Raw genomic sequence first — 26,413 nt, 5'->3', positions numbered from 1 at the left:
AAACGTAAGAGGGAAAACGTGGTAAAGGTTGTAAAGGTGGTAATAGTGAAATGTAAACAGTTCTTCGACGGTTCGGCAGGCTTGCCGCAAGCACGGCCCAGCCTAAAAGCTCAGGGCAAGCAAACAGTAAACAGTAAACAGTAAACGTCACAACAAGTATGCTACAGTTAAAAGGCCTGGCCCTAAACCACAAAAGCACGGTGCTGATCATCCGCTGGCTGGTGGTGCTGCTGGTGATCTTCATGGCGGCCTACAGCCCCAAAGGGCTGGATTTCAGCAGTCCCAATTACCTGCTGTCGCTCATATACCTGGTGCTGAACCTGGCCATCTCATTCATCCCGCAGCGCTACTTCGACAAGGGCTGGTTCGTTTACGTGCTGTTCGTGCTGGACATCATCTTCGTCTCGGCGGTGGTGTATTTTGCCGAGGGCATAGACACCGATTTTTACTTGATCTACTTCCTCAGCATCTTCATGTCCAGCGTGGGCCAAAGCCTGGGCGGGTCGTTCCCGGTGGCCATCGTCACCTCGCTGTTGTACGGCTGGCTGGTCTACAAGAAATACGGGACGGACATGTTCTCCGAGCCCTCTTTCTGGCTTAGGATCCCGTTCTTCTTTCTGATCGCCATGTTCAGCAGTTTCTGGTCGGTGCAGGTGGCGGCCGAGCGCAAGAAGAAGGAACAGGCCGAGGAGTACGGGCACGTACTTCAAAAAGAAATCGAACAAGCCACCGAAGAATATTTAAAGGTCAACGAGAACCTTAAATATTACAAAGAATACAATGAAAATATAATGGCCAGCATCAGCAGCGGGGTGATAGTGGTGGACATAAACCGGGTGGTGACCACCTTTAATAAAGAAGCCGTTAATATCTGCCAGCTGGTCTCCGCCGCGGTGGTAGGCAAATCATTGGAAGAATACGAAAAACTTAAGCCCATTGATGATCTGCTAAAATTAACAATGGAATGCGGCAAGCCCCTTTACAGAAAAGAGATGGTTTTGACCCTGGAGAACAAAAACGAGAAAGTGATAGGCGTATCCACTTCATTGCTGCATACCCAGACTACCAGAACCAACGGGGCCATCGCTATTTTCTCAGATATTTCCAAGACCAAAAGCCTGGAGGAACGGGTCAAGCACTCGGAAAAACTGGCGGTGCTGGGCGAGATGGCGGCGGTGATGGCCCACGAGATACGCAATCCCCTCAATGCCATTGCCGGGTTCGCCCAGCTGCTGCAGACCAAGGTGGAGGAAGCCGATCCCAGGCGCAAATACGTGGACATCATTACCCATGAGGCTTTCCGGATAGACACCCTGATCTCGGACATCCTTGATTTTGCCCATCAGAAGAAGGCCGCCAATCTGGAGGTCAATCTGGAAGATCTGGTGAACCGGGTGATAGCCTCCAAATCGGATCAGGCCAGCCGGAAAGAGGTCACCCTGGTAAAACAGGCTGCGCCAAATACTCCGAGGGTCATGGGCGATGCCGTCAGGCTGGAGCGGATACTGCTGAACTTGGTGAATAACGCCATTGACGCCATGGATCAGCCGGGATCCATAACAATCACCACCGAGCGGCTGGAGAGCGACCTGGGCCCGGTGGCTTCGATCATGGTACAGGATAGCGGTTGCGGCATACCCCCGGAGAATCTGGAAACCATTTTCAAACCGTTCTTTACCACCAAGTCGGCCGGAACCGGGCTGGGCCTGGCCATCATCCAGAAGATCGTGGAGGAACATCACGGACAGATCACCGTGAAAAGCGAGATAGACAAAGGGACTACATTCAGCCTGGTTATTCCGGCAGCGGCAGAGACGGAGGCACAACCACCGGGAAGACAGGATTAACATGATTAACGGGATTTATTTTACAATATACCGGGGCACAATCACCGGGGCAGACAGGAGCGCCTCCGCTGGAGCTAGAGCGCTTGAAGAAGCCCAGCATAGAAGCGTAAGCGGATTAACATGATTTGCTTTTAACAATCGAGCCACTGCGATAAAACACAATTGCCGGACAGGTGAAGCAGTCTAACAAAAAGTAGATTGCTTAGCAATGCAAACCCGCAGACCACTCGCAAAGACATTGGGCACAGGGCAATGAATCCGACTACGGGGTACTTTCCTGCGGGTACTACTCTACTACCGGCCTACTTTACTACTTTCAAAATACAACCAAGGAGCACCATCATGAAACGCATCATCGTGGCCGATGACGAAGCCAACATCCGGCTGCTGCTGGAAGCGGTCCTGAGCGAAGAGGGTTACCAGGTGACGGTTGTGGCCAGCGGCCGCGAAGCCCTAAGGAAGATTCTGAAGGAAGACTTTGACCTGGGGGTCTTTGACATTAAAATGCCGGATATGAACGGCCTGGAGCTGATCCAAAGGATAAGGGAACTGAAAAAAGAATTTCCGGTGGTGGTCTGCTCGGCTTTCAAACACCTGCAGGACGACTATATCATAGGCACTTCGGGCATCGCCGCCTACATCACCAAGCCGGTGAATCTTGATGATTTTAAAAACAAGATCAAGGAGATACTTGACGCCAAATGATAGTCTTTCCGGCATATGTTCATTCAGCGAGTTGACCGGGAAAGGCAGGATTGCCCATAAACAAAAGCCGCCCCGTCGTAAAAACGGGGCGGCTTTTGTTAGCCAAATAATATTACTTGAGCAGGGTGATCCTTTTGGTGAACATCTGCTCACCGGCAGAAAATTTCAGCACATAGACCCCGGCGGGGACTGCCTGGCCCTTGGCGTTCCTGCCGTCCCAGCGCACGCTGTAGGCTCCGGCCTGCCGGCTGCCGCTGAACACGGTCCTTACCTGCTGTCCCAGCATGTTGTATATCCTGGCGCTGACCATCCCCGGCTGAGCTAACTGATAATTGATCATTGCAAATTGTGTGCAGGGGTTGGGGCTGATGCTAACCTGGTTCTCAAGGGAACCCAATGATACCCCGGCCGAAGCAGACACCGGGCCGTAATAGGTGATCTTGCCGTCAAGCTCCTGCTCGGCAATCTTGTAATAGTAGGTAACTCCGGCTTCGGCCTGGCCGTCAACAAAACTGTATTGCGAGCCGCTGGAGGCATTGCCCGAGGCCGGCAGTTTGCCCATCACTGAATAACCGTTATCGGCTGCAAGGCTGCGTTCCACCATCCAGCTGGCGCTGTTGCTTTCGCTGGCGGTGCTCCAGGCGATCTCCACTTTGCCTGGAAGCCCGGTGGCTGTGAAGGAACAAAGCTCCACCGCCGAGGGCGCGGCCGAGACCACCCAGTTGCTGGTGGATCCCGTAAGGGCGAAATTGCGCAGTGTTCCGTCTATGGGGCTTGATTTGCCGTAGGCTCCGGATGAATCATATAATACTGTTATCCCGGAATTGTCTCCGTCAGCCACACCCTGGTTAAAGGTGTACTGGGCCACCAACCCGGAAGTGCCGGGTGTAATCACGCTGTTCATGCTGGCTTGGATCTCGGCCTGGGATCGGGCGTAGTTCCAAATGCGGAAACGGTCGAGTGATCCAAAGAACTGATAAGTTGAAGTGCTGTTGTTGCGTCCGATAAGCATAGAATCGGCCGTTGGCGTTAATACGGCGGAAGCAGCGGATGTTTTATCAAGGTTGCCATTGATGTACCATTTTACGTTTGTGCCGTCATATGTTACTGCAACATGATACCAAGTGTTGGTTATCAGGGAGGTGGTAGAGGTGACATCAAAATAACTTGAAACATTGTTTCCCCATATCAACCGCATTTGCGAACCCCAGAGGCCGACTTTATAACCGCCGGGATTGCCACAATAGGTCATTTTGGTGCAAAAGTATTGGGTAATAGGCGATGTATTGGTAACTTTTATCCAGGTTTCAAAAGTTGCCTGGGTGGTTAAAGAAAGTGCGGCGTTGTGCGGTATCGCTATATAGTCATTAACGCCGTCAAAATTCAAGCTGTTGTGTTGCGCCCAGACAGGGACGGCCAGGAATAATCCGGCCAGCACGATGGTCAATCCGAAAAGAATCCGTTTCATGGTAAGTCTCCTTTGGTTATTAGTGGTTATTGTTGTTACTGTTGTTATAGTAATATTATTTTTCATGGCAGGGTCTCCAAATAGTTATGGATTATGTTACTGCCATATAAAGAAGCAAAAGGCGTGCCAAAATAGATTGATGGAACTATCTCATTGAAATGCATAACATTACGCTGTATCAAAAGATCGAGATATTTTATGGTAAGTGTCATTAATATCGGACAAACAACTGGTTTTTAAGACAATTGGATGGTTGTCGTTGCTGTGTCTTGCCCCGGTATAATTCAGCATTTTCTGACAGCCGTTAGAGGGATTTGATAACTGAATGAAACTGACTGCCAGTAAAATGCCAGTTGAAATCACAATCTAAATAAGGTATAATTAGGCCATGGAAAAAATTGCCGTGAAACCAAAAAAAATATTGGTGGTTGATGACGACCGCAACGTACTTTTCTTGATCTCCGAGCTTTTAGCCCGGGACCACTACGAGGTCATTCAGGCCTCGGACGGACTGACCGCTTTAAGCCAGATACGCAGTTTATTGCCCGAGCTGGCGGTGCTGGATGTGATGATGCCCGGCCTGGATGGGTTTGAGCTTTGCCGGAGGGTTAAAAATGATCCCCTGACCATGGGCATCAAAGTGATAATGGTCACTGCCAAAACATCGGGCAAGGACATTGAAACCGGGCTTTTGGCCGGAGCCGACCATTACATTACCAAGCCTTTTAAAATGGCGGAGCTATCCGATAAAATAAAAGAACTGATCGGCTGAATAAAAAGAGGCGGCTTATTTAAAAGCCGCCTCTTAATTTTATCTGTTAATTTTATGACAGTAAGCTCTGTACTTCTTCTCTGGCCTTTTCATCGATCGGGATGATAATGGGTTTGGGGATATAAGGCCTCATGTCTTTGGCTGCGACCTGAACATCAGTTTGGGCCTTTTCATCAATCGGGATGATAATGGGTTTGGGGATATAAGGCCTCATGTCTTTGGCAGCGTAAACAGAGTCGCTGTTTTGATCAAAGGAAACCGGGCTGGCCGCGAAGATCAATCCGCAGGCGATCAGGAGCAGGGTTAGGTTTTTCATTTTAGCTCTCTTTATTTAATGGTTTTTGTTTTTCATGTTCACATAATAAATAGAAAGCAATTGCCGTGCCATTAATTAATCACGATTAGTAACACATTGTCCATAAACCACTTGCCTCACATTTTGGCTGCAGTTAAATACCTCAAATTCTTTTCCAATAAGAAAAAAAGTGTTACAATAGTCTTTTATTAGTTACTTCTATCTGGGGTTGACTTATGTCATCAATAACCGAAAAATACTATGGATTTTGCCGCTTTCCTGTGATACAATAATTGTTTAACAGGTTTCATCATCAATAATATTGAGGGAAGATGAAGAACAAATTCAATGCTATTTTAGTCCTGTTGGCTGGGTTGGCCGCATTTGGCCAGGCGCATGCCACCGCTACCCGGCAGGTGAGCATGCCCGGTATTTCAGCTTTTACGCTGGATGACCAGGATATTTTCAACCAGCCTTCGCTGATCCCATTCTATTACCGGGCGGTCATAGTAGACCTGAGCGGGGACAGTAGCCGGATTACCGGTCAAAGCTCGGTGCTTTTGACCTATGCCAACCGGGAGCAGGCCTTCGGGATCATAGGATTGGCAGTCAATTACCGCTCGGATGCCGCTCAGAATTTGATAAACTACATCAATCCTTCCATTGAAACACTGGGCATAGACATAAACCTGATAGACAAGATCAAGGATAACGGCCTGGGTCTTAATCTGCCGCTTATCCCGGAACTGGGTTCAGAGTTTGACCTGATGTACGCCCGTAAATTCGGCGACCGGACCGCCGGGATAAGGCTGGAACATTCTTTGGGCCAGAGCAGTTATTCCTATTCCAACGTGGAAAACCAGGCTTCCTGCGCGGTCACCGGACTGACCATGGGCCTGGGTTACGATCCCAGCGATGCGGTTCGGGTGGATGCCGGGCTGAGTTACGGCAAGCTGTCTTTTGAAACCAGTTACACTCTTTCCCTGCTGGATTCCACCGAATCAGTGAACTCCAAAGGCCTGGGCTATCTGGCTTTTTCCAGCCGGGCGTTCTTAAGTGTGACTGAAGAAATGGTGCTGGTGCCGGCGGTCAATTTCAATTATTTCGGCCTGGGCTACGATTACGCCAAGAACTATACCCTGGTGACCGCCGGGGGAACAAATCAAAGCACCGGTCTGTTTCTTGGATGCGGTTGGCAGTTCCGGCCGGATAACAGAATGACCCTGTTGGCCGGGCTGGGTTACGGGTATCAGAATACAAAAATAACCGATTCTCTGGTCTGCCACACCCGGCAGGATAAAACAACGGCCAGTTATCCATCCATTACTGCCGGAATGGAAGCCAATCTAACTGGTTGGCTGACGGTACGGCTGGGCGCCGAAAAGAAGATATTGTCCCAAAACACTACCAAAGAATTTTTTGACAATACCACGCTGATTGAAAAAACCATTACCCAGCCCTATGAACTTAACCTGGGTCTGGCTTTAAAAATTCGGGGATTCACCATGGACCTGATGCTTAACCCCAAGCTGATCTATTCCGGGGGAAACATTGCCAGCGGCAGCAAGAACTGGCCGTTTACCCGGGCTTCCCTGGTTTACAGATTCTAATCAGGCCAGATACTTGTCACAAATACACTAAGCATGCACTGAGCGATGCCGAAGTGACACAAAACGATTTATTATTAACCTGTAAACTTTTAGTGTGCTTTAGTGGATAAAAAAGGAAAATACCATCTGCGTAAATCTGCGTCCCAAGCGGTCTGAACCTTATTTAGGGCTTGAAATTTAAGCTGGAATTGATTATAATTATAGACTGCAACAATCTGCATTGACATAGTCACTCTTGCAAATATATAATGCTTTGCCTCGCAAGGTGTTATATATTTTTATTGGTAACCGTGCAATAACAGAAAATCAAATATCAACCATTAAGTACTTAGGAGGGTTTAAAGCTTATGTCTACCTTATCCAATATCAAGCCGTTGGGCGACCGGGTGTTGGTAAAGCCGTCGGAAGTCAAAGAGACCAAAAAGGGCGGTATCATAATCCCTGACACGGTCAAGGAAAAGCCCATGGAGGGCGAAGTGGTGGCCGCAGGCCCGGGCAAGATCTCCGACAGCGGCACCCGCATGGCCATGGACCTAAAAGCCGGAGACAAGGTGCTGTATGGAAAATATTCCGGCACCGAGGTCAAGATCGACGATGTGGAATACCTGATCATGCACACCGACGATATTCTAGCGGTGATCGGCTAAACCCGAAATATCAAATACTAAACGCTAATTCCTAAGCAAATAAAAATATTCAAAGCATCATATTCCTAAACAGTTTGGAACTTAATTATTGAGGTTTTAAGCTTGTTTTAGAGATTCGGAATTAGTATTTAGGATTTAACAAAAGCAATAAATATTTTAAATAAACAAGGAGAAACCCAATGGCAAATGGCAAGATGATCGAATACGACGTCAAGGCCCGCGAGGCTTTAAAGCGCGGGGTTGACAAATTAGCCAATGCGGTCAAGGTAACCCTGGGACCCAAGGGCCGCAATGTGGTGCTGGAGAAGAAGTTCGGCTCACCCCTGGTGACCAAGGACGGCGTGACCGTGGCCAAGGAAGTGGAACTTGACGATCCCTACGAGAACATGGGCGCCCAGATGGTCAAGGAAGTGGCCTCCAAGACCTCCGACATCGCCGGCGACGGCACCACCACCGCCACCGTGCTGGCCCAGTCCATATATAAGGAAGGCCTGAAGAACGTCACCGCCGGGGCCAACCCCATGGACCTCAAACGGGGAATTGACCTGGCAGTGGAATCGGTGATCGCCGACATCAAGAAGATCTCCAAACCCACCAAGGGCAAGGCCGAGATCTCCAACATCGCTACCATTTCCGCCAACAACGACCGGACCATCGGCGACCTGATCGCCGATGCCATGGAGAAGGTGGGCAAGGACGGAGTGATCACGGTGGAAGAGGCCAAAGGTATGGAGACCACCCTGGAGACGGTCGAGGGCATGCAGTTTGACCGGGGCTACATCTCCCCCTACTTTGTCACCAATTCCGAGCGGATGGAATCCGTGATGGAAGACGCCTATATTCTGATCCACGACAAGAAAATATCAGCCATGAAGGAACTTCTGCCGGTGTTGGAGAAAGTAGCCCAGTTGGGCAAGCCCCTGGTCATCATTTGCGAAGACCTGGACGGCGAGGCCCTGGCCACCCTGGTGGTCAACAAACTGCGCGGCACCCTGCAGGTCTGCGCCGTCAAGGCCCCCGGTTTCGGCGACCGCCGCAAGGAAATGCTGACCGACATCGAGATCCTGACCGGAGGCAAGGTTATCTCCGAGGAAACCGGGTTCAAACTGGAGAACGCCCAACTAAGCGACCTGGGCAAGGCCAAGCGGGTGACGGTGGACAAGGACAACACCACCATCATCGAAGGCGCCGGCAAGGAGAAGGAGATCAAGGCCCGCATCGCCCAGATCAGGGCTCAGATCGAAGAGACCAAGAGCGACTACGACAAGGAAAAACTGCAGGAACGCCTGGCCAAGCTGGCCGGCGGAGTGGCTGTGATCAATGTCGGCGCCGCCACCGAGACCGCCATGAAGGAAAAGAAAGCCCGGGTCGAGGACGCCCTGCACGCCACCAGAGCCGCAGTGGAAGAGGGGGTGATTCCCGGCGGCGGAGTAGCCTTTATCCGGGCCATTGCTTCGCTGGATGCCATCAAGTGCACGGGCGACTCCAAGATCGGGGTGTCCATCATCCGCCGGGCGCTGGAAGAGCCCCTGCGCCAGATCTGCACCAACGCCGGGGTGGAGGGCGCGGTGATAGTGGACGAGATCAAAAAAGCCACCAATCCCAGCATGGGCTACAATGCCGACACCGATAAGGTGGAAGACCTGGTAGCGGCCGGGGTGATCGATCCCACCAAGGTGGCCCGGATCGCCTTGCAGAACGCGGCTTCCATCGCCGGCCTGCTGCTGACCACCGAGTGCGTAATCGCCGAGAAACCCAAGGAAGAGAAGCCGATGCCGATGCCTCAGGGCGGCGGCTACGGCGGAGACATGTACTAAAACCGGAAGGCTGAATATTGAATACAGAAGAACCTCGCAGTCCAAGGACTGCGGGGTTCTTTCGTTTTATCTGTTGACGGGGATTCTTAATATTGATAATATTGCTGGTAACTTCAACAATCACCCGGGAGAATGTCTGGAGCACTATGAACAAAATGTTTCAGCTACTCATCGCCCTGCTCTTGCTGTCATCGGCGTCAGGCGCAGCCGAGACGATAGATGTTGCACCTGCCATACCAGGAATTCATCTCCGCAGTCTGCAACGGAGACAGCGCCACAGTCAACCGGATGCTGGGCGAGGGATACAACTACCGGACTGCGGGGCTGAAGAACGGCAACACCTCGCCCCTGATGGGAGCGGCCGCCAACGGCCAGATGGGAATGCTGAGGTTCTTTTTGGGCCGGGGAGATGAGGTCAACTATCTGTCTTCCTTCAACGGGACTGCCTTTAACAGCGCTTTCAGGAATGAACATTATACCGAGGCCGAGACATTGCTGGCGCACGGGGCCGATCCTACTTTGGGCATAGTAGACAATTGGAAGCCGGTCATAATTGGCTGTTATAATAGGGTGTTCGCGGATGCTGGCCGCCCTCGATGATGAAGACTACGATTACATCCAGCTCCTGATAGAGGCCGGGGCTAACATTGATTACCGGATGGCGGGGACCAGTACATATCAGGGATTCACCACGCTGATCTTTGTCCCGGCCAAAGGCCAACCTGACATGGTGCGGATGTAAATGCTGCCGATACCAACGGTGTTACCGCGTTGACCATGCCATAGCCAATATGCGCCGCTACCGATCTGTAATATCCCATCTGCTGGCGGCCTAATCCGATCTGGCCAAAAAGGGGACACTGGTGCTGTTGAATACTCCTGCCGGCAAGGGTACGGTTTTGGACATAGCCCGGTTCTCACTGAACAGCGGGCGTGGGGCCGTCTGGTCGCTGGTCAAGATGGAGATACTATCTTCTATCGAGGCTGCCTACCGGGCTGCCGCCAGTAAAAACTGCTGTCAAGGGAACAACAATAAGAAGAAACCAGCTACCGTTAGTAAAAAAAGTAACAGGTCTGGGGCGCTGGAATAGCCGGCTTGAATTAGCCTAATAAAAAACCCCCGCTGGATAATTCCAGCGGGGGTTTTTATGCTTAAGTGTCCAATCGTTACTTATATAAAGTGTAAGTAATGGTGTCGGAAACGGCCACCACATTCCCGGCGGCATCGGCCCCGGTGGTCACGGCAGTGATGAATGCCGGCTGTGCTAGCCAAGTGATCCAAGTAAGAGTAGCCGAAGCTTTACCTGTCCCGCCGGTAACTATGGCGTCGGTGATGTTGGCCCCTATTACCGGTGTAGTGCAGGCGGCGTCAATCCAGACCTGGTAATATACGGTGGTGCCGTCGGATACTGGATTTGTGTATTTGTCCTGAAGCAGGGCGGTAATTGGAATATTGGAGGTTCCATCCGAATTGTCTGTTGGTGTACCGGTTGCCAAGGTCAAATAAGAGGTGGGACCGGAGATTATGACCAGGTTTATCTGCGATCTGATGGTATCATTGCCGGCCACGCAGAACGCGCTTACCTGGATCGGTCCGGCAGAAGTACCACTATTCAATGTAACGATGGCCTGACCCAAACTGGTGGTGGTGGTAAGAGTGGTGTATACATTGTTAAGGGTGGCCCCGCCGGGGTTGGCGGTTATTCTAAAAGTTATCGGGGTTCCATTGCTTACCATCTGCCCTGTCCCGTCCTTGACCGTGGCGGTTATGGCGGTGAATGATATCCCGCCGGCGCCGGCCACCTGGATATTAGGCAGGGCGGAAACCAGCGCCACGCTGGCCGGAGTTGTCACCTGGGACGAGCTTACGGTCATGGTGGTGGTATCGCTGTAAGCGGTGCCGGTGGCAGTGACAGTTATCAGGGTGGTGCCGCTGCTAACGCCAGTGGCCAACCCGCTGGTGCTGATGGTGCCCACCGCAGTATTGGATGAGGACCAGGTGAAAGCCACACTAGTAAGGGTGTTGTTATTAGAGTCCCGGGCCACGGCAGTGAACTGTTGGGTTGAAGAAACGCTGACGGTCGGGGCATCGGGGGAAATGGCCACGCTTTTTACCGTGGTGGTATTGGCGGTGGTGGTGTCGTCATTCGTAGGAGTGGGTGTGGCGGTGGGAGTACTGCTACAGCCGATCAACAGGGAAGATAAGACCAGGGCGAAACCCAAGAATAGGGCTGCATATTTTTTTGTGAACATTGCTTTGGCTCCTGATAAAAAATTGATTTAGAAGCTTAACGAGACGGAATCGCTGAATGTTTTGTTATATCCATAGGCATCTGCGCCATAGAACTTGAGCCACATGGTGGCCGGTGATCCGCCTACGGATGCAGCGATCAATGCTATTCCAGCGGTTGAATAGGTAATGTACATGGTGGCTTTGGTTTCCCCGGAGATAAAGAAAGAATAATGGATGGGGTCGGAATTAATTATTACAGGATTGGTGCCGGGACCGATAAGCCGGTCTTGTTCCGTGGTAATGATGGCATCCACCTTGTTTTTACTTTCAAAGGTGATGGTAACCACGGTATCCTTGCCGCCTGGGCTCATAGGAGTGATGCTGGTTATCTTTACTTCCGGGGTGGGGGTCAATGCGCTACAGCCCATAATAACCAGGGTGATCAGGGCCACCGCCAGGGTTAAACCGATCAAAGGCTTTTTTTGCATGGCTAAACCTCCATTAAATTTTTTTATTAATTTTCGGTAGTTGTGGTGTTACTTAAAAACAACCTTACAATAGAGTAGTATATTGCAGGTTAGGCGTTCTGTCAAGAGAAAAATATATTTATTTTATTTATTTTTAAATTTCTCTTGACAAACTACCTGTAAATATAATAAAATGGCAAACAGCACATCAATAGGTAAACATATATAGCTAATCATACCTCACTCATCTTATCGAGGGACATATGCCGGTATCACCAAAAGATATAGATTCCGCCAAGCTTTACACGGTCACTGAAACCGCCCGCATTTTGGCCGTTACCGACCAAACCGTGCGCAAGCACCTTTGCCAAAAAGGCCTGATCGGTAAAAAAATCGGACAGCGCTGGCTGATCAAAGGCACAGAGATCCAAAAATTCATCGGCGAGTAAATTTTTTAATATAATGGGTTCCTCAAATGAACACATTAAATAAGAGGGATAGTTAAATGTTCTTCGGCAAAAAAGCAGCCACCCTGGGCCTGGACATAGGAAGCAACCAGATAAAGTTCGTCGAGATCCAAAAGACCGGCAAGGGCATTACCCTGACGAACTATGGTTCCGCCCCCTTACTGCCCGAGGCCATTGTGGAAGGCGAGATCATGGACCGGACACTGGTAATAGACACCATCAAGGGCCTTTTTGAGACCCATAAGATAAAAGGCAACGAGGTGGTGGCGGCCGTTTCCGGACGCGGAGTCATCGTCAAGCGGATCACCATGGACAAGCTCAAGGAGTCGGAGGCCAGGGACCGGATAAAATGGGAGGCCGAGCAGCACGTACCGTTTGAGATCTCGGACGTGGTGCTGGATTTCCAGATACTGAATCCCGACCTGGGCAACAATCAAATGGAAGTGCTGCTGATCGCCGTCAAGAACGACACCATCAATCCCCAGCTTGATCTTTTAAGCGGGGCCGGGCTTTATCCGGTGATCATGGATTACGGGGCTTTTGCGGTACAGAACGCCTTTGAAGCCAACTACGATATCCCGTCGGATGAGATGGTGGCCCTGGTGCACATCGGCGCTGACGGCACCAACATCAATTTCATAAAGAACAAGATACCGTTTTTTACCCGCGACCTGCCGATGGGCGGGAATGCCTGCCTTCAGTTGGTGCAGAAGAACCTGGGGCTTTCCTATGACCAGGCCGCCGAACTGACCAAAGGCGAGAACGTGGCCGATGTCAGCCAGGAATCAGCCAGCGAGGTCTTTGCCAGCTTTGCCTCTGACTTTGCCGGATCCATAGAGAGAACCCTTTCTTTCCTGGCCATGTCAGGCGGCAGCGACAAAATGAGCAGGATATTCCTGTCCGGGGGCGGGGCTTTAATCCCTTCGCTTCAGGATAATCTAAAGGAGAAATTTGGGATACCGGTGGAAATCGTCAATCCGTTGCAGAAAATATCATACGACCCCAACCTTTTCGGGGCCACCGGGGCCGAGCGAATAGCTCCAATGTTAACTTTGGCGGTGGGCTTGGGTTTAAGGGAGGTAAAATAAATGATACAGATCAATTTGATCCACGACCAGAAAATTGCCAAGGTGGCTGCTCCCCGTTCCTCGGGCGGCGGTTTTAAGTTCGCCCTGCCCCGGCTGCCGTTCAACGTAGGGATGGTGGCTGCTGCGTTGCTCTTTATAGTGGTGATAGTGGTTTCGATCATTGCTTATGGCTGGCAACAGACCGATTTTAAAATAACCAACAAAAAAATCAAAACAGACAGCCTGAAGATTGACAGTTTAAGGATTCTCAATGCCAAAGTTCAGGAGTTAAAGCGAACCAAGGATGAAGTTGAGTCCAAACTGAACGAGGTCAACCTGATAAACCAGGGGAGATTCTATGAGGCCCGGCTGTTGGAAGTGGTCAACCGCTGTCTGCCGGAATATCTCTGGCTGACCCTCCTTTCCGAGGAAGAGGGAAAAACAACCTTAGAGGGTTCTACTTTCTCCAATCTGATAGTGGTGGAGCTAATGGATAATCTTAAATCATCCCGTTGTTTCAGCGGTATCGAACTGGCCCAGACGTCCAAGGCAGATATCGAAGGCCGGGAGATGGTAAAATTCAGCTTAACCGGCAGTTATAACCCGGATGTTCCCAAGCCGTCGCCCTCATATGCCATGCCCCAGGATCCCAAACAACCTGCCAAGCTGACTTTGGGCTGGAACCGGGTCAGCCAGGCCACTAACTACATCATTCAAGTATCAGCCAGCGATTCATTTAACAATCTTATAGCCAACCAAAATCTGGGGGATACCACCAGCTTCATTGTCAATTCCGGGCTGGAAGAGGGGAGAAAATATTTCTGGCGGGTGCAGGCTTATAATAGCTATATTTCAGCCGGTTCCGACTGGTCCAACCCGATGCCGCTATTCATAGGCGGAGGAAAGGGGAATAAATGAACATAGATATCAAAGACATAAAAACACAGATCACCCTGGGATTGGTGGTCTTAAGCCTGGCCATAGCCGGTTTGTTCTATTTTTTGAACTTCCGGCCTTCTGGGGAACGGCTCAGCCAGCGCAAGGTAAAACTTGATTCACTAGAGGCTGGGATTCGGCTTTTGGACGCTGCAGTTAGTGAGTCCACCAAGTTCAATATGGAATTGAAGAACATGAGCAAAAAGCTCCGCCAGGCCGAGAAGCTTTTGCCTGACGAAAAGGACATTCCCAGTCTGTTGCGCCAGATCACCCAAGCCGGCATAAAGACCGGGATTCGTTTCACCGCCTTTAAACCCGGTGCCCTGACGGCCTCGCCAAACGCCAAATTGTCTTCGGTGTTAACGGTGGATGTCAGCGTCACCGGATCTTACAGTCAGTTGGGTGATTTTATGGCCAATCTGGGCATCCTGAACCGGATCGTTGTCCCCGCCAAGATCAAAGTATTGCCCAACACAGATAAAAACGACAAAAATAAAACACTAAAAGCAGATTTTGTGGTTAAAGCTTTTGTATTTAATAAAGCAGGAGGCGTAAAGTCAGATGTTAAAGATACAGGCAAACCTAAGAGGTCCAGCCGGTCTTAATTTGCTGGCGTTGGCGGCAGCCCTAGCCTTGGTCTGCGGCTGCCAATCAGGTAATAAGACCCCCAGCCAGGCAACCCCGGTTCCGGTTCAAAAGGCGCAGGCGGTTCCTGTCAATTTGCCGCCCGCCGGTGACACCCTTTTAAAGAGCGAAACCTATGAATACTCGCTGAAAGGCAGCCGAGATCCGTTCAAGTCGGTGATTCAAAAGCGGGGCGAAGGCAGCGGCGAGAACAGCATTGGCACACTGGATATTTCCAACATTTCCCTGACCGGCGTCATTGAAGGGCCCAATGGGCGTTTGGCCCTGGTCCACGACAATCAGGGGGTGGGGTATGTCGTTCAGGAGGGGGATCAGCTGATTGGCGGACGGGTGTTGGCCATCAAAGACACCAGCATAGTGTTCCGGCAGGAAGTGGATAAGGGGAAAACCATAGATTTTTCCCTTCCGCTGACCAGGGAGAGCCAGGATTTGAGAATCAACCAATAAAAGATATATAAAGTCTATAAAAAAGGCGAAGCAAATGAGTAACTCCAAAATCGGAATCAGGCTGGCTCTGGTGGCCGGGGCCGTGCTGGCCTTAAGCCAAATGCTATGGGCCATCAAGATCAACGACATCGTAGTCAGAAAATTCGAAGGCGTTACCGAGGTGGTCATCAGCTGCGATGACGTGCCGGATGCCAAGGATTTTACCCTGACCAAGCCGGACCGCCTGGTGCTTGACATCAAGGGAGCCACAATCGGGTTCGGTAATAAGACCCTCAACCTTAACCGGGGAGGCATCAATAGCATCAGCACCAGCCATTTCGATCGGGAGGGAGGGATTGCCAGGGTGGTGATAGAGATGTCCTCGTCGCCTTCATACATACTGATGACAGAGGAAAGCGATATCGTCATCAAGCTGACCACCAAGGAAACAGCCCAGTTTGCCGAGTGGAAGGCCACCACTGCCGAAATGCAGGTGGCGGCGGCTCCGGCGACCCCGGCCGCACCGGTGGCTCCGCCCAGCGCTCCCCCAGTGATGGAAGAAACCCCTTCCGCTCCAGCGGTGCCGGTGACTCCGGCCCCGGCCACCCCGGCGGCTCCGGCTCCGGTGGTGGAACAGCCGGCCACCCCGGCGGCTCCGGTAACCCCGACGCCTTATACCCCGGCGGCCCCGGCTCCGGTAGTGGAACAGCCGGTTGTTCCGTACACTCCGCCGCCGGCCACACCCAGGACCCCGTCCACTCCGCCTCCGGTGGTGGAAGAAACACCTGCCACACCGTTGGCCCCGGCGGCTCCTCCGCAGTATCAGGCACTGCCTGTCACCCCCATGCAGCCGTCCCAGCCGGTATATGTGGCTGCCAAAACGTCTACCTATCCTGCCAGAAGCAAACGGGGCCTGGCCGGCAAGAAAGTGTCTTTGAACCTGGAGAATTCGGATATTGTGGCAGTTCTTAGGGGCATGGCCCAACTGGCCAACTGCAACCTGATCATCGGCGGCGATGTCAAGGGCAACATCAGCATGCGATTAAAAGACGTGCCCTGGGTAATGGCCTTCAACGAAATGGTTAAATCGGCCGCTATGATAGCCGATTGGGGCGAAGATTCCACCATCATCCGGGTGGGAACTCCCGCCAAAATGCAGGAAGAAGTGCGCGGCCGCAGCCTGGGTGTGGAATTGAAAACCATGGTTTATAACATTCAGTATGCCGTGGCCAGCGAACTGTCCGGTTCCATTCAAAAAATATTAAGCGACCGGGGCGGCATCCAGGTGGATAAAAGGACCAACGCCCTGGTTATCACCGATGTGGCCGACAAGCAGGCTGAAGCCAGGAACCTCATAGTTCAACTGGACACTCCGACCCAGCAGGTGGAGATCATTGCCCGGATCATCGATGTGGATATGGATGCCACCAAGGATCTGGGGATCAACTGGTCTATAGCCAATGTGGGAAGCTATGCCGCCAATCTGGAAACCAAGAATGTAGGAACTAATCCCGGGGTTCAGGTGCCGCAATTGCTGCCCACCGGTGACCGCCCCGGGGTCAATATCGGAACCATACGTTCCTTTGCCCAGTTGAATGCCACCATCTCGGCCTTGGAATCAAACCGCAAGGCCAATACCATCTCCAACCCCAGGATCTCGGCCACCAACAATAAGGAAGCCAAAATAGTCGGCGGCAAGAAGATCCCGATCTCCTTGAGGGATGAAAGCGGCAATACTGTAACATCAATGTACACCATCGGTATGGTGCTGACGGTCACCCCGCACATCAACTCGGCCCAGAACATCACCATGGACGTCAAGACCGAGATCTCGGATCTGGACCCCACCGCCACTATTTTGGGCGGGGTGGTCATTTTGACCAACGAGGCCACCACCCAGATAATGATCAATGACGGAGAAACCGCTGTAATCGGCGGCCTGTTGCAGACCAAGGGCGGAAAGTCGGTCAAGGGCGTTCCGATCCTGATGAACATCCCGGTGATCGGCGCACTGTTCCGTTCCACCAGCACCGCGACGGCCAAACGTGAGATATTGATCTTCCTGACTCCCAATATCATTAAATAACAGCAGCGCTGTAAAACGAAAAAAGAATCGTCCCGAGCTTGGCCGGGACGATTCTTTTATGGTATAATGGGGTTAATTATTTCAGGAAAACTGGTTAAACTTTCTTGGCGGCCTTGGCCAGACGGGATTTCATCCGGGCGGCGGTATTCTTGTGAAGCACGCCCTTTTTGGCGGCCTTGTCTATCTGGGAATAGACGGCAGGAAGCTGTTCCCCCTTCGGCAGGCTTTGGGCATCGCCGGTTTTTACCATAGTGGCCTTTTTGATGGTTCCGCGCAGTTTGCTTTTTACCGCCATTCTTGCGGTTCGGCGCTTGATGGCCTGACGGGCCCGTTTTACCGCAGAATTTATTTTTTTCTTGGTATTCCTTTTTTTAGTCTCTGCCAACTTGATCCCTCCAAATAAATTTTGTTGTTTATTGATTAGTCGTTAGTTTTCTCTTTACAAAGCATATAAAAATATCATATCATACCATTAAAGTCAAGCTATATTTTATCCATTAATAAACCCGACACCGTTTGATAAGGAATTGCTTATGGACCGCACCGAAGCCAAGAGGATAATCGAAGCCCTGCTGTTTGCCACTGACATCCCGCTGCCAGTCTCCAAGATCAAGTCCACCCTGGGCGAGATAGACGTCAAGATACTGCGGCAGCTGCTGCATGAACTGAAGGACGAATACGAACGTGACGGGCACAGCTTTTCCCTGGTGGAGCTGGCCGGAGGATTCCAGATATACACCAGGCCGGAGTATTCCAAATGGGTGGGAGAGCTTTTTAGGGGCCGGCGGGTGTCCCGGCTTACCGCCGCCTCACTGGAGACCCTGGGAATAGTGGCCTACAAGCAGCCCATCATCAAGGCCGATATGGAGAGCATCCGCGGGGTGAACGTGGACGGGGTGACTGCCACTCTGCTGGAGCGCAATCTGATCACCGCTGTGGGCCACGACAACCGGCCCGGCAAGCCGGTGCTGTTCGGCACCACTCCGGAGTTTTTACGCTATTTCGGCCTGAGCTCGCTGTCGGACCTGCCCCGGATTGAGGAGTTGGAGGAATACCTGAAATCCAAACAGGCGGAAAAGGAAAAAATGGACGCCGAGATCGACGCCGAACTGGGATTGAAGAGGCTTTCCGGTTACGGCACCCAGGAGGAGGTTCCCTTTGAATCTCCAGTTGGCAAGAGCGAAGAAGTACCAGGCGGATCCCAGCCGGAAGCTCTTAATGAAGAAAGCCCGTCTCAGGAACCTGAGGCCGGGCCGGCTGAAGGCGGGAAAGAAAAATAAAAAGTTATAAAGGAAACAAATATTATTATAAGGAACCCAGGAACACAGGAGTTGTTTTCTGGTTTCTTGGATTCCTTATATAGCGAGCCAGAGTTATTTTTTGCCGGGGGATACCTTTAGCTTGTATATCTTGCTGGCTGTGCCCTCGGTGACTATGAATTCCAGGCCCTGAAGCCTGAAACTTTCTCCGGGCAGGGGGATGCGCTGAAGCTCTTCGAACAGGAATCCGGCCAGGCTGTGGGCCTTGGAGTTGGTTTTAATCTTGAATTGTCCGGTAAATTTATCCAAAGGCATCCGGGCATCTGCCAGGAACGAGCGGTTATCCAATTGTTGTATGTACTGATATTCCCGGTCCAGTTCGTCCTGCATCTGGCCCACGATCTCTTCTATCATGTCCTCGCTGGTTACCAGGCCGGAGGGAGCGCCGTACTCATTGATGGCCAGGGCGATGGATATCTTTTTTTTGCGGAACTCGGACAGGGCCTGGGAGACCTTGATGGTCTGGGGCAGGAATACCGGCAGCCGGATGAATTCCACCGCCCGCAGGCTGCCGGATTTTTTGCGCCATAGCCGCAAGACCTCCTTGACATGGATGATCCCGATGATGTTGTCCGGGTTTTTTTCGTAAACCGGAAAACGGGAATGTCCGGATTTCAGGCAGAGATCGATTATCTGATCCACCTTGGCCGAGGCTTCGATGGATGCGACCTGGGGCAGGGGTATCATCACCTCCCAGAGCGGGGTCTGGGACAGCGATAATATCCGCTGCATCATATGCCCCTCATCCCGGGTGACGGCGTTCTGGGCCACGGCCCGGGACAACAGCTGTTGCAGGTCCTGGGAGGTCAGCTTACCGTGATCTTTTAGCCTTAGCTTTGCCAGCAGTTCTTTTATCGGAAACATCAGGTTTGTCCAATGGGTTGGCGATGGTTAGGTTTTTGGGGGAGACCATTCCGCCGGAGACGATCAATTTTAGGGCTTCTTCCACCGACATCTTGATCCTTAACAGCCGCCGGGGCGGCACCAGCATGATCCGGCCGCCGGTGGGATTGGGGGTGTTGGGCAGGTAGACGGTATGGACCGTGGTCCCGTTCTCCATCTCCCAGGTCTGGTCGGAGGTCAAAAATCCCAGGGCATAGGTGCCGGGGCGGGGATACTCCACCGCCACCACCTGGCGAAAGGCGAAACGGTTGCTGAAGAAATTATCGGTGAACTGCTTGGTGGTGCCGTAAACCAGCCGGGCCAAGGGGACCCGGGAGATGAAGTTGTCCCAGAAGTTCAGCAGTTTCCGTCCAATCAGGTGCGAAGCCAGAAAACCCACCGCATAAATGACCAGCACCAGCAGTACAAAACCCAGCAACAGTCTTACCGTCCGGGGTATGTCCTGAAGATAGGGGATATAGACCAGGAGCTGGCCGAATATTTGTCCGCTCCAGGTGAACAGAAACCATAGAAGGTAGGCGGTCAGCAGAATAGGCAGCATCACCACCAGGCCGGTTAAAAAATATTTCTTTACCGGTTGTCCTGAGGAGTCATGTCTTTTTATGAATTCCATAATTGTTAAAAATTAAATAACAGTCCAGGCCACAAAGACACTAAGGCACAAAACCATATTTTAGAAATAGGAAATGGGAAATTGTTATTAGTGTCTTGGTGCCTTAGTGGCTGAATGATTACTAAAATTAACACAAATTACCTGCCGCGTCAAGATTATTTATTCTAAAAAACGGATGAAACTTTATCTCAGGCTGGCCTCATATTTAAAACCTTACTGGAAGCACTACCTGCTGGCGGTGCTATGCATGTGGCTGCTGGCATTGTTTTCCGGCGCCTCCCTGGGGATGATAGCGCCTTTCATCAAGGTGCTGTTTGGTTCCCAAAACCAGCCTCTGCCGGTCCGGCCCGCGATAGGCACCGGGATTGATCTTTCCCGGTTTAAGGACCTGGCCGTCTGGTGGCTGTTGAAGGAGGGGCGGCTGGCCGGCCTGATCAAGCTGTGCTGGCTGATCCTGGGCGTGTTCTTTCTCAAGAACCTGTTCCTTTTTTTACAGCGGCTGCTGACAGTATACATCGAGCAGAAGGTGACGGCGGACATCCGGGAGGAGATGTACGGCCACCTTCATAAGCTGTCCTTGTCTTACTTTCACAAGCATAAAGTGGGGGGCGTGGTATCGCGGATGACCAACGACGTGGGCTGGGTAAGGGGGGCGGTTAACGACGGCACCCTTTCGGTCATCCGCCACATCAGTCTGATCCTGATCTACCTGACGCTGGCCATTTTGGCGGCCCCAAAACTGGCCCTGACAGCCTTTTTAGTGCTGCCCTTGAGCATAGGCACCATCTCCCTGATCGGCCGCAGGCTGAGGAAAAGGGGAAGGCGGCTGCAGGAGAAACTGGCCGAGGTGGCCTCGGTGCTGACCGAGACAGTGGCCGGGATACGGGTGGTCAAGACTTTTGCCATGGAGGAGCACGAGAAAGCCAAGTTCTCCCGTTACAACCGCGACTATTTCCGTTCGGTCTTCCGTTTCGAGTCGCTGGCCGGGATGACGCCGCCCCTGACCGAGTTCATGGGGGCCATTGCCGGAGTGGTCATCATCTGGATCGCCAGGGACCAGGTGTCCGGTAGCGGGACGGTCACCCCCGAGAGGTTCTTCGTTTTCCTGGCCGGGGCATTTTCCATGATGCAGCCCCTGAACGGGCTTTCCAACATGGTCCCGGCCATGCAGCAGGGGCTGGCCGCGGCCGAAAGGATCTTCGGCCTGCTGGACCTGGAGCCGGAGGTGAAGGACCTGCCGAACGCTGTTTCCATCGGCGAATTCAAGAGTTCCATAAAATTCCAGGACGTTTCTTTCAGCTACAAAAGCCGGGGCCAGGACGGGGACGGGCCGGCCGACGAAGAATATGTACTGAGGGACATCAACATAGACATCAAGCGGGGCGAGATGCTGGCCTTAGTCGGTCCCTCCGGGGCCGGAAAGTCCACTTTGGCCGACCTGATACCCAGGTTCTACGACTGCACCAAGGGCAGGATAGAGATAGACGGCAGGGACCTTCGGGAATTGGAGTCCAAATCGCTCAGGAGGCTGCTGGGAGTCGTCGGGCAGGAAACCATCCTCTTCCACGACACGGTGTTCAATAACATCGCCTACGGGCGTCCAGGGGCCTCCCAGGCCCAGGTGGAAGAGGCCGCCAGGGCCGCCAACGCCCACCAGTTCATATCTGAGATGCCGGACGGCTACCAGACCGTCCTGGGCGAGCGGGGTTTGAAGATCTCGGGCGGCCAGAGGCAGAGGATATCCATCGCCCGGGCCATCCTCAAGAACCCGGCCATCCTGATATTAGACGAAGCCACCTCGGCCTTAGACACCGAGTCCGAACAACTGGTCCAGCAGGCCATCAATAACCTGATGAACAATCGCACCGCCATAGTCATCGCCCACCGGCTGTCCACCATCCAGCGGGCCGATAGGATAATAGTGCTTGAGGACGGGAGGATAACCGAGACCGGGAAGCACTCGGAGCTTTTGGCCAAGAGCGGGACATATGCCAGGCTGTATAACTTGCAGTTTGCGAAGAGCAAAGCATAGACCCAAACGGGAACTTATAAGGAATCCAGGAATACAGGAAAAATCAAGTTGATGATCCCACAACAGTAACATTAAGCAATTCAATACGTTATCATAGGGTTGAAGACACCGTACATGAGGTAGAGGACGCCAAACAACAGCACCGATATACGCAACAGGTTTGTAAAATCTGGTCTATTTTAGCTGGTTTACGCAATAACTTTGTAAAACAAATAATTATCCCCAATTGTAAACCGACAGTCAACAAGAGAATGAAAGATATTTTAGAAGGTTCAAAACAACTTCTGACAGAATCCATTGACCTACTGGGCAAAACTGTAAATGAAGTGATTTTTATCGGTGGCTGGGGACCTTACTTACGACACATAGACAGGCACCCTGGAACAAAGGATGTAGATATTTTATTTCCATTGAATTATTCAAGGGAAATAATTATTAGTATTCTTGAAAACTTTCTCAAAAACAATTTTTACATAAGTGCTAAACACGATTTTCAATTATGCAGAGCCTTCCAAATTGGAGAAAGAACATATATTTTCAATGTTGACCTTTTGCATCCGACAGAAGGCAAAATTGAGAAAGTGGATTTTATAGAAATTATGGACTTGGATGTAACAGTTGACGGGATAAGAGTTAAGCCAATTGTATCAATTAACGTTGAGTTTGGAGATGTTATCCATTCTGAAAAATTGATTGGACAAGTAGAATTTGCAGGAAAGAAAATAAAAGTCTTAGACGGTGCGGGAATTGTTATTTCAAAACTAAGTGCTTGCCACAACAAAAAAAGGCCAAGAGACATTTATGACATTTATTTATCCCTGACAGAACCAAATACAATTGGGAAAATGGAAAAATTAGTTTCTATCAATCCATTGATCAAAAAAAAACTCGACGAATACGCTGAACATCTAAAAAACAATTGGTCAGACTATGAAAACAGCTTAAAGACGTTCGGAGTAAATGACCCGAAAGCAAAAGAATTATTATTAATGGGGAGATAATAAATGAGCATAACACGACACGGGTTTTAACGTCAGGCAGGGTGATGTACCCACTGAACTTTTATGTTTATGTTAAACATTAGTTGCAACTTTAGTTTTGTTCTTTGATGCCAGAATGTTGTAAAAACCTTCTATTGATGGCGGGTTTACAAAACTAACAATCTTAAAAACAATAATTATACGTAAATTTAAACTATGCCTACACTATCCTCATTAAATATACCGACACCCAAAAGTTGGGATGAATTCGAAGATATTTGCTTAAGCAGCTTCAAATTACGTTGGTCAAGTCCTAATTTGACAAAACATGGCAGACAAGGACAACCACAAAATGGTGTTGATATTTATGGAGAAGACCATCTTGGTCAGTTGGTAGGTATTCAGTGCAAGAAATATGACTTAGAACTAACGCCAAAAGCCGTTGAGGAAGAAATCAAAAAAGCTGAAAACTTCAGACCAGATTTGAAGGCGTTATATATTGCGACCACTGCTCCTTCTGACACTAAGATTCAATCTGCAATTAGATTGATTTCTGGTAAAAGAGTTGCCGTAAATAAATTTCCAGTTGGAATTTGCTTTTGGAATGAAATTCTCCAAGACCTTGCAAACAACGTGGTGGTTTTTGGGAAACATTTTCCGCAACTAAGTATAAAGGGAACAAATATACAAAACGGACAGAAGTTAATCGCAATCCTAGACCTTGTATATTACGGTGTTAACTTCAATCAATCCCTGAGTCTTTTGTTCGGGGATGTTTATGATGACCCAATTCAGTTATCCATATTATGTAATGTTTTGGAAAATGCATCCATGCAGCTTATGACAGAAAAGAAACAGCAGAATTTCATAGCTGACTTAAAATATATTGAGGATTATGTTCTTCCTTGGGTTGAGGGAAAAGAAAAAAGAGAGGAAGGTTGGGCACCTGTAACAAAAAAGGTGAAGTATGTCGAGCAGAAAGTTATTGGTTTGCAATATGAACTTTCAAACGATGAACTTGCAGTTTTCCAGCTTGGAATTGCCTTGGCAAATTGGGACAGAAAAGGAGTGAATAATGGAAAGATTGGGCAAAAGGTTGAAGATAATATTTTAAAATTGACCCAAAAACTATTTGGGAAAACGCCCAAAGAAGTAAAGGATGAAATAAATTTTTATAAAGATGACAAAACTGTAGGGGTTGTGAATTGTCCCTTTAAATGTTATGTCATTTGTAGAGGTTATATAATTCAAAAACAACTTTACGAATAAAAATGATGTAAAACAAGCGGTTTGACAATATGGATGGGTGACAAATATGCTTAACCATTTTCTGTCGATAGTTGGCTATAGATGATTACGCACCCATTGTGCAAACCTTAATGCCTTCTGTTTCCCCAATAATCCCCATATATCACAATCAACTTCATGCGCATACCCAAAACTGAAAAAATTTTCAAGAAGGCCCTGATCGGCCTTTTCTCTGCCTTCCTGCCCGACGTGCTTTACTCCCCGGACCAGGTGGACCTTGGTTCGGTCAAAAGCATTCTGGTGATCCGGCAGCACGACCAGCTGGGCGATCTGATCCTGACCACGCCGGTCTACCGGGCCTTAAGGCAAAAATTTCCGAATGCCAAAATAACCGTTTTGGCCCGCTATTATACCAACTCCGTCCTGCAGAACAATCCAAACATCGATCAGGTGCTGGTCTATCCGGAAAAGCTTAAACTGGCCACGCCCCAAAGGCTGTTCCGGCTGTTCCAGGGCCTGCGGCAGCCCTATGACCTATGCATCGTGCTGAACACCGTTTCCCACTCGCTCTCCAGCGATGTCCTATCCCTGTTGTCCGGGGCCCGCTACCGGCTGGGGACGGCGGAAATGCCGTTCTATGATTTCCGGCCCAATCTTTTTTACAATGTACTGTCGGCTCCTTCAGTTTCGCCCATCCACGAAACCAAGCGCAGCCTTTTGATCCTGGAGCACCTGGGGATCACCACCGGCGACCTGTCGGAAGAGGTCTGCCTGACTCCGGAGGAGAAGGAACAGGGCCAGAAGGTGCTGTGGGACCACCATCTGGTTCCGGAGAAGACCATCGGCCTGAACCTGGGCGCCTACAATACGCCGAACCGGTGGCCTTACCAGAAGTACGCGGCCCTGGCCGACTGGCTGGCCGGAGAACTGGGATTCCAGGTGGCCGTGTTCTGGGGGCCGCGCGAGGACGACCTGGGCGAGCGGTTCATGGGGGCGGTCAACGCCAAGGTGACGCCCCTGCCCGGCCTGGACATCCGGCAGCTGGCCGGGGTCATCAGCCAGCTGCAGCTGGTGGTGTGCAACAATACCGGCATCATGCACCTTTCGGCGGCGGTGGGAGCGCCCACCTTCGCCATCTTCGGCCTGTACGACCCCGAGCTGTGGCGGCCATTGAACAAGGATTTCTACGGCGTCCGGGGATTGGACAAGACCTGCACCTCGGCCGAGCTGGAGGTGGTGCAGTCGGGGATCAGGAGGATGCTGGAGAGACAAAAATAAATGGGAAGCAGCTAAACTTGTCCTGAGAAAGGCCACCCGGCTCCACAGACGAATGGATGGGAAATGGGAAGTGGGAAGTGAAACCAAGGGCAGTGGTTCCTATTTCCCATTTTTTGTTACTTCCTATTTGGGAGCGGCCCAAACTTGTTGACAAAACCATCGTCCTCTGTTAAAATCAATGTTGGGCCGGGCCCGATGGAAGTGATGTTTGCCAACCCCGCCAGGACCGGAAGGTAGCAACGGTAAGCACGACCTCTCCTTGTTATCGGATAAGCCTGGCCCACTTATTTAAACCCTAAAACCTAATATCGAAATCCTAAATAATATCCAAACCACAAACCTCAAACAGTCGTTTTGAATTTTGGTAATTGATATTTGTTTAGAGTTTAGAGTTTAGACACTAGTAATTATAGATGCTGGTTTTGTTATGTCCTATTTAGTCTTAGCCCGCAAGTGGCGGCCCCAGAATTTTGAGCAGCTGATCGGCCAGCTGCACGTGACCACCACCTTGCGCAATGCCATCAAATCAAAGCGCATCGCCCATGCCTACCT

The 26,413-nt window shown here is 50.7% G+C and carries 28 protein-coding genes and 1 other RNA gene; 22 read left to right on the top strand and 7 right to left on the bottom strand.

What is annotated here, in order from left to right; all coding sequences use genetic code 11:
- The first annotated feature begins 158 nt into the window (after positions 1 to 158).
- Both HZA73_04895 and HZA73_04890 read left to right on the top strand, forming a co-directional pair.
- A complete protein-coding gene (locus HZA73_04895; protein ID MBI5805363.1) occupies positions 159 to 1,847 on the top strand; it encodes a PAS domain-containing protein in 1,689 nt (562 codons plus the stop codon).
- 342 nt (positions 1,848 to 2,189) lie between these two features.
- On the top strand, positions 2,190 to 2,552 hold the full coding sequence (locus HZA73_04890; GenBank protein ID MBI5805362.1) for a response regulator: 363 nt from the start codon (positions 2,190 to 2,192) through the stop codon (positions 2,550 to 2,552).
- Positions 2,553 to 2,664: 112 nt separating this feature from the next.
- On the opposite strand, the gene HZA73_04885 is transcribed toward HZA73_04890, so the two are convergent.
- Positions 2,665 to 4,020, bottom strand: a complete 1,356-nt coding sequence (locus tag HZA73_04885; GenBank protein MBI5805361.1) for a T9SS type A sorting domain-containing protein — start codon at positions 4,018 to 4,020, stop codon at positions 2,665 to 2,667.
- Between the two features lie 403 nt (positions 4,021 to 4,423).
- Between HZA73_04885 and HZA73_04880 the strand changes: the two genes are divergently transcribed.
- Complete coding sequence (locus HZA73_04880) at positions 4,424 to 4,792, top strand: response regulator (protein MBI5805360.1); 369 nt, start codon at positions 4,424 to 4,426, stop codon at positions 4,790 to 4,792.
- A 52-nt stretch (positions 4,793 to 4,844) separates the two neighbouring features.
- On the opposite strand, the gene HZA73_04875 is transcribed toward HZA73_04880, so the two are convergent.
- Positions 4,845 to 5,108, bottom strand: a complete 264-nt coding sequence (locus HZA73_04875) for a hypothetical protein (protein MBI5805359.1) — start codon at positions 5,106 to 5,108, stop codon at positions 4,845 to 4,847.
- Between the two features lie 311 nt (positions 5,109 to 5,419).
- On the opposite strand from HZA73_04875, the gene HZA73_04870 reads away from it, so the two are divergent.
- From HZA73_04870 to HZA73_04845, 6 genes are all read left to right on the top strand, one after another.
- Entirely contained in the window at positions 5,420 to 6,697 is a 1,278-nt protein-coding gene (locus HZA73_04870; protein MBI5805358.1) for an autotransporter outer membrane beta-barrel domain-containing protein, read from the top strand.
- A 347-nt stretch (positions 6,698 to 7,044) separates the two neighbouring features.
- A complete protein-coding gene (locus tag HZA73_04865; GenBank protein ID MBI5805357.1) occupies positions 7,045 to 7,344 on the top strand; it encodes a co-chaperone GroES in 300 nt (99 codons plus the stop codon).
- Positions 7,345 to 7,523: 179 nt separating this feature from the next.
- A complete protein-coding gene (groL, locus tag HZA73_04860) occupies positions 7,524 to 9,161 on the top strand; it encodes a chaperonin GroEL (protein ID MBI5805356.1) in 1,638 nt (545 codons plus the stop codon).
- A gap of 219 nt (positions 9,162 to 9,380) precedes the next feature.
- Positions 9,381 to 9,761: an ankyrin repeat domain-containing protein gene (locus tag HZA73_04855; GenBank protein ID MBI5805355.1), complete on the top strand. Its 381-nt coding sequence runs from the start codon at positions 9,381 to 9,383 to the stop codon at positions 9,759 to 9,761.
- Entirely contained in the window at positions 9,742 to 9,903 is a 162-nt protein-coding gene (locus HZA73_04850) for an ankyrin repeat domain-containing protein (GenBank protein MBI5805354.1), read from the top strand. Before HZA73_04855 ends, HZA73_04850 begins: the two co-directional genes overlap by 20 nt.
- 121 nt (positions 9,904 to 10,024) lie before the next feature.
- The gene (locus HZA73_04845) at positions 10,025 to 10,252 is read left to right on the top strand and encodes a hypothetical protein (protein MBI5805353.1); all 228 of its coding nucleotides are present in this window, start codon (positions 10,025 to 10,027) and stop codon (positions 10,250 to 10,252) included.
- 76 nt (positions 10,253 to 10,328) lie between these two features.
- Here the strand turns inward: HZA73_04845 and HZA73_04840 are convergent, their stop codons facing one another.
- Together HZA73_04840 and HZA73_04835 are read right to left on the bottom strand one after the other, a co-directional pair.
- Entirely contained in the window at positions 10,329 to 11,414 is a 1,086-nt protein-coding gene (locus tag HZA73_04840; GenBank protein MBI5805352.1) for an Ig-like domain-containing protein, read from the bottom strand.
- A gap of 27 nt (positions 11,415 to 11,441) precedes the next feature.
- Complete coding sequence (locus tag HZA73_04835; GenBank protein ID MBI5805351.1) at positions 11,442 to 11,882, bottom strand: hypothetical protein; 441 nt, start codon at positions 11,880 to 11,882, stop codon at positions 11,442 to 11,444.
- A 242-nt stretch (positions 11,883 to 12,124) separates the two neighbouring features.
- On the opposite strand from HZA73_04835, the gene HZA73_04830 reads away from it, so the two are divergent.
- Genes HZA73_04830 through HZA73_04805 form a run of 6 tightly spaced genes read left to right on the top strand, consistent with a single transcriptional unit; the run spans position 12,125 to position 17,488 of the window.
- Positions 12,125 to 12,310, top strand: a complete 186-nt coding sequence (locus tag HZA73_04830) for a helix-turn-helix domain-containing protein (GenBank protein MBI5805350.1) — start codon at positions 12,125 to 12,127, stop codon at positions 12,308 to 12,310.
- 56 nt (positions 12,311 to 12,366) lie between these two features.
- Positions 12,367 to 13,416, top strand: a complete 1,050-nt coding sequence (pilM, locus tag HZA73_04825) for a type IV pilus assembly protein PilM (protein MBI5805349.1) — start codon at positions 12,367 to 12,369, stop codon at positions 13,414 to 13,416.
- A complete protein-coding gene (locus HZA73_04820; GenBank protein ID MBI5805348.1) occupies positions 13,417 to 14,313 on the top strand; it encodes a PilN domain-containing protein in 897 nt (298 codons plus the stop codon). It begins immediately after the preceding gene.
- Complete coding sequence (gene pilO / locus HZA73_04815; protein MBI5805347.1) at positions 14,310 to 14,936, top strand: type 4a pilus biogenesis protein PilO; 627 nt, start codon at positions 14,310 to 14,312, stop codon at positions 14,934 to 14,936. Before HZA73_04820 ends, pilO begins: the two co-directional genes overlap by 4 nt.
- Entirely contained in the window at positions 14,893 to 15,423 is a 531-nt protein-coding gene (locus tag HZA73_04810) for a hypothetical protein (GenBank protein MBI5805346.1), read from the top strand. The genes pilO and HZA73_04810 overlap by 44 nt, the downstream gene beginning before the upstream one ends.
- Before the next feature lie 34 nt (positions 15,424 to 15,457).
- Complete coding sequence (locus tag HZA73_04805) at positions 15,458 to 17,488, top strand: AMIN domain-containing protein (protein MBI5805345.1); 2,031 nt, start codon at positions 15,458 to 15,460, stop codon at positions 17,486 to 17,488.
- A gap of 94 nt (positions 17,489 to 17,582) precedes the next feature.
- Here the strand turns inward: HZA73_04805 and rpsT are convergent, their stop codons facing one another.
- Entirely contained in the window at positions 17,583 to 17,837 is a 255-nt protein-coding gene (rpsT, locus tag HZA73_04800) for a 30S ribosomal protein S20 (protein MBI5805344.1), read from the bottom strand.
- A gap of 184 nt (positions 17,838 to 18,021) precedes the next feature.
- On the opposite strand from rpsT, the gene scpB reads away from it, so the two are divergent.
- Entirely contained in the window at positions 18,022 to 18,768 is a 747-nt protein-coding gene (gene scpB, locus HZA73_04795; protein ID MBI5805343.1) for an SMC-Scp complex subunit ScpB, read from the top strand.
- Positions 18,769 to 18,861: 93 nt separating this feature from the next.
- Here scpB and HZA73_04790 read toward each other — a convergent pair whose 3' ends face one another.
- Both HZA73_04790 and HZA73_04785 read right to left on the bottom strand, forming a co-directional pair.
- Positions 18,862 to 19,671, bottom strand: coding sequence for an HlyC/CorC family transporter (locus HZA73_04790; GenBank protein ID MBI5805342.1), 810 nt, complete (start codon positions 19,669 to 19,671; stop codon positions 18,862 to 18,864).
- Positions 19,619 to 20,323: a DUF502 domain-containing protein gene (locus tag HZA73_04785; protein ID MBI5805341.1), complete on the bottom strand. Its 705-nt coding sequence runs from the start codon at positions 20,321 to 20,323 to the stop codon at positions 19,619 to 19,621. Before HZA73_04785 ends, HZA73_04790 begins: the two co-directional genes overlap by 53 nt.
- A gap of 175 nt (positions 20,324 to 20,498) precedes the next feature.
- On the opposite strand from HZA73_04785, the gene HZA73_04780 reads away from it, so the two are divergent.
- The 6 genes from HZA73_04780 to HZA73_04755 all read left to right on the top strand — a co-directional run.
- Positions 20,499 to 22,355: an ABC transporter ATP-binding protein gene (locus tag HZA73_04780; GenBank protein MBI5805340.1), complete on the top strand. Its 1,857-nt coding sequence runs from the start codon at positions 20,499 to 20,501 to the stop codon at positions 22,353 to 22,355.
- Between the two features lie 251 nt (positions 22,356 to 22,606).
- Complete coding sequence (locus HZA73_04775) at positions 22,607 to 23,356, top strand: nucleotidyl transferase AbiEii/AbiGii toxin family protein (GenBank protein ID MBI5805339.1); 750 nt, start codon at positions 22,607 to 22,609, stop codon at positions 23,354 to 23,356.
- Between the two features lie 195 nt (positions 23,357 to 23,551).
- Positions 23,552 to 24,604: a hypothetical protein gene (locus HZA73_04770; GenBank protein ID MBI5805338.1), complete on the top strand. Its 1,053-nt coding sequence runs from the start codon at positions 23,552 to 23,554 to the stop codon at positions 24,602 to 24,604.
- Positions 24,605 to 24,760: 156 nt separating this feature from the next.
- Positions 24,761 to 25,861, top strand: coding sequence for a glycosyltransferase family 9 protein (locus HZA73_04765; protein MBI5805337.1), 1,101 nt, complete (start codon positions 24,761 to 24,763; stop codon positions 25,859 to 25,861).
- A gap of 184 nt (positions 25,862 to 26,045) precedes the next feature.
- Positions 26,046 to 26,145, top strand: an RNA gene (gene ffs / locus HZA73_04760) — signal recognition particle sRNA small type.
- Positions 26,146 to 26,288: 143 nt separating this feature from the next.
- The coding region (locus tag HZA73_04755; protein ID MBI5805336.1) for a DNA polymerase III subunit gamma/tau at positions 26,289 to 26,413 on the top strand (125 nt) is incomplete at its 3' end.

Source organism: candidate division TA06 bacterium, assembly GCA_016235665.1.
Taxonomy (GTDB): domain Bacteria; phylum Edwardsbacteria; class AC1; order AC1; family EtOH8; genus UBA5202.
Note: the sequence above shows the minus strand (reverse complement) of the source record. Positions and strands in the feature narration are given on the sequence as shown.

Excerpts from the sequence above, each read along its gene's own strand:
- HZA73_04895 (MBI5805363.1), top strand. The coding sequence starts at position 159 with ATGCTACAGTTAAAAGGCCTGGCCCTAAACCACAAAAGCACGGTGCTG.
- HZA73_04890 (MBI5805362.1), top strand. The coding sequence starts at position 2,190 with ATGAAACGCATCATCGTGGCCGATGACGAAGCCAACATCCGGCTGCTG.
- HZA73_04885 (MBI5805361.1), bottom strand. The coding sequence starts at position 4,020 with ATGAAACGGATTCTTTTCGGATTGACCATCGTGCTGGCCGGATTATTC.
- HZA73_04875 (MBI5805359.1), bottom strand. The coding sequence starts at position 5,108 with ATGAAAAACCTAACCCTGCTCCTGATCGCCTGCGGATTGATCTTCGCG.
- HZA73_04870 (MBI5805358.1), top strand. The coding sequence starts at position 5,420 with ATGAAGAACAAATTCAATGCTATTTTAGTCCTGTTGGCTGGGTTGGCC.
- HZA73_04865 (MBI5805357.1), top strand. The coding sequence starts at position 7,045 with ATGTCTACCTTATCCAATATCAAGCCGTTGGGCGACCGGGTGTTGGTA.
- groL (MBI5805356.1), top strand. The coding sequence starts at position 7,524 with ATGGCAAATGGCAAGATGATCGAATACGACGTCAAGGCCCGCGAGGCT.
- HZA73_04855 (MBI5805355.1), top strand. The coding sequence starts at position 9,381 with ATGTTGCACCTGCCATACCAGGAATTCATCTCCGCAGTCTGCAACGGA.
- HZA73_04850 (MBI5805354.1), top strand. The coding sequence starts at position 9,742 with ATGCTGGCCGCCCTCGATGATGAAGACTACGATTACATCCAGCTCCTG.
- HZA73_04840 (MBI5805352.1), bottom strand. The coding sequence starts at position 11,414 with ATGTTCACAAAAAAATATGCAGCCCTATTCTTGGGTTTCGCCCTGGTC.
- HZA73_04835 (MBI5805351.1), bottom strand. The coding sequence starts at position 11,882 with ATGCAAAAAAAGCCTTTGATCGGTTTAACCCTGGCGGTGGCCCTGATC.
- HZA73_04830 (MBI5805350.1), top strand. The coding sequence starts at position 12,125 with ATGCCGGTATCACCAAAAGATATAGATTCCGCCAAGCTTTACACGGTC.
- pilM (MBI5805349.1), top strand. The coding sequence starts at position 12,367 with ATGTTCTTCGGCAAAAAAGCAGCCACCCTGGGCCTGGACATAGGAAGC.
- HZA73_04820 (MBI5805348.1), top strand. The coding sequence starts at position 13,417 with ATGATACAGATCAATTTGATCCACGACCAGAAAATTGCCAAGGTGGCT.
- pilO (MBI5805347.1), top strand. The coding sequence starts at position 14,310 with ATGAACATAGATATCAAAGACATAAAAACACAGATCACCCTGGGATTG.
- HZA73_04810 (MBI5805346.1), top strand. The coding sequence starts at position 14,893 with ATGTTAAAGATACAGGCAAACCTAAGAGGTCCAGCCGGTCTTAATTTG.
- HZA73_04805 (MBI5805345.1), top strand. The coding sequence starts at position 15,458 with ATGAGTAACTCCAAAATCGGAATCAGGCTGGCTCTGGTGGCCGGGGCC.
- scpB (MBI5805343.1), top strand. The coding sequence starts at position 18,022 with ATGGACCGCACCGAAGCCAAGAGGATAATCGAAGCCCTGCTGTTTGCC.
- HZA73_04790 (MBI5805342.1), bottom strand. The coding sequence starts at position 19,671 with ATGTTTCCGATAAAAGAACTGCTGGCAAAGCTAAGGCTAAAAGATCAC.
- HZA73_04785 (MBI5805341.1), bottom strand. The coding sequence starts at position 20,323 with ATGGAATTCATAAAAAGACATGACTCCTCAGGACAACCGGTAAAGAAA.
- HZA73_04780 (MBI5805340.1), top strand. The coding sequence starts at position 20,499 with ATGAAACTTTATCTCAGGCTGGCCTCATATTTAAAACCTTACTGGAAG.
- HZA73_04775 (MBI5805339.1), top strand. The coding sequence starts at position 22,607 with ATGAAAGATATTTTAGAAGGTTCAAAACAACTTCTGACAGAATCCATT.
- HZA73_04770 (MBI5805338.1), top strand. The coding sequence starts at position 23,552 with ATGCCTACACTATCCTCATTAAATATACCGACACCCAAAAGTTGGGAT.
- HZA73_04765 (MBI5805337.1), top strand. The coding sequence starts at position 24,761 with ATGCGCATACCCAAAACTGAAAAAATTTTCAAGAAGGCCCTGATCGGC.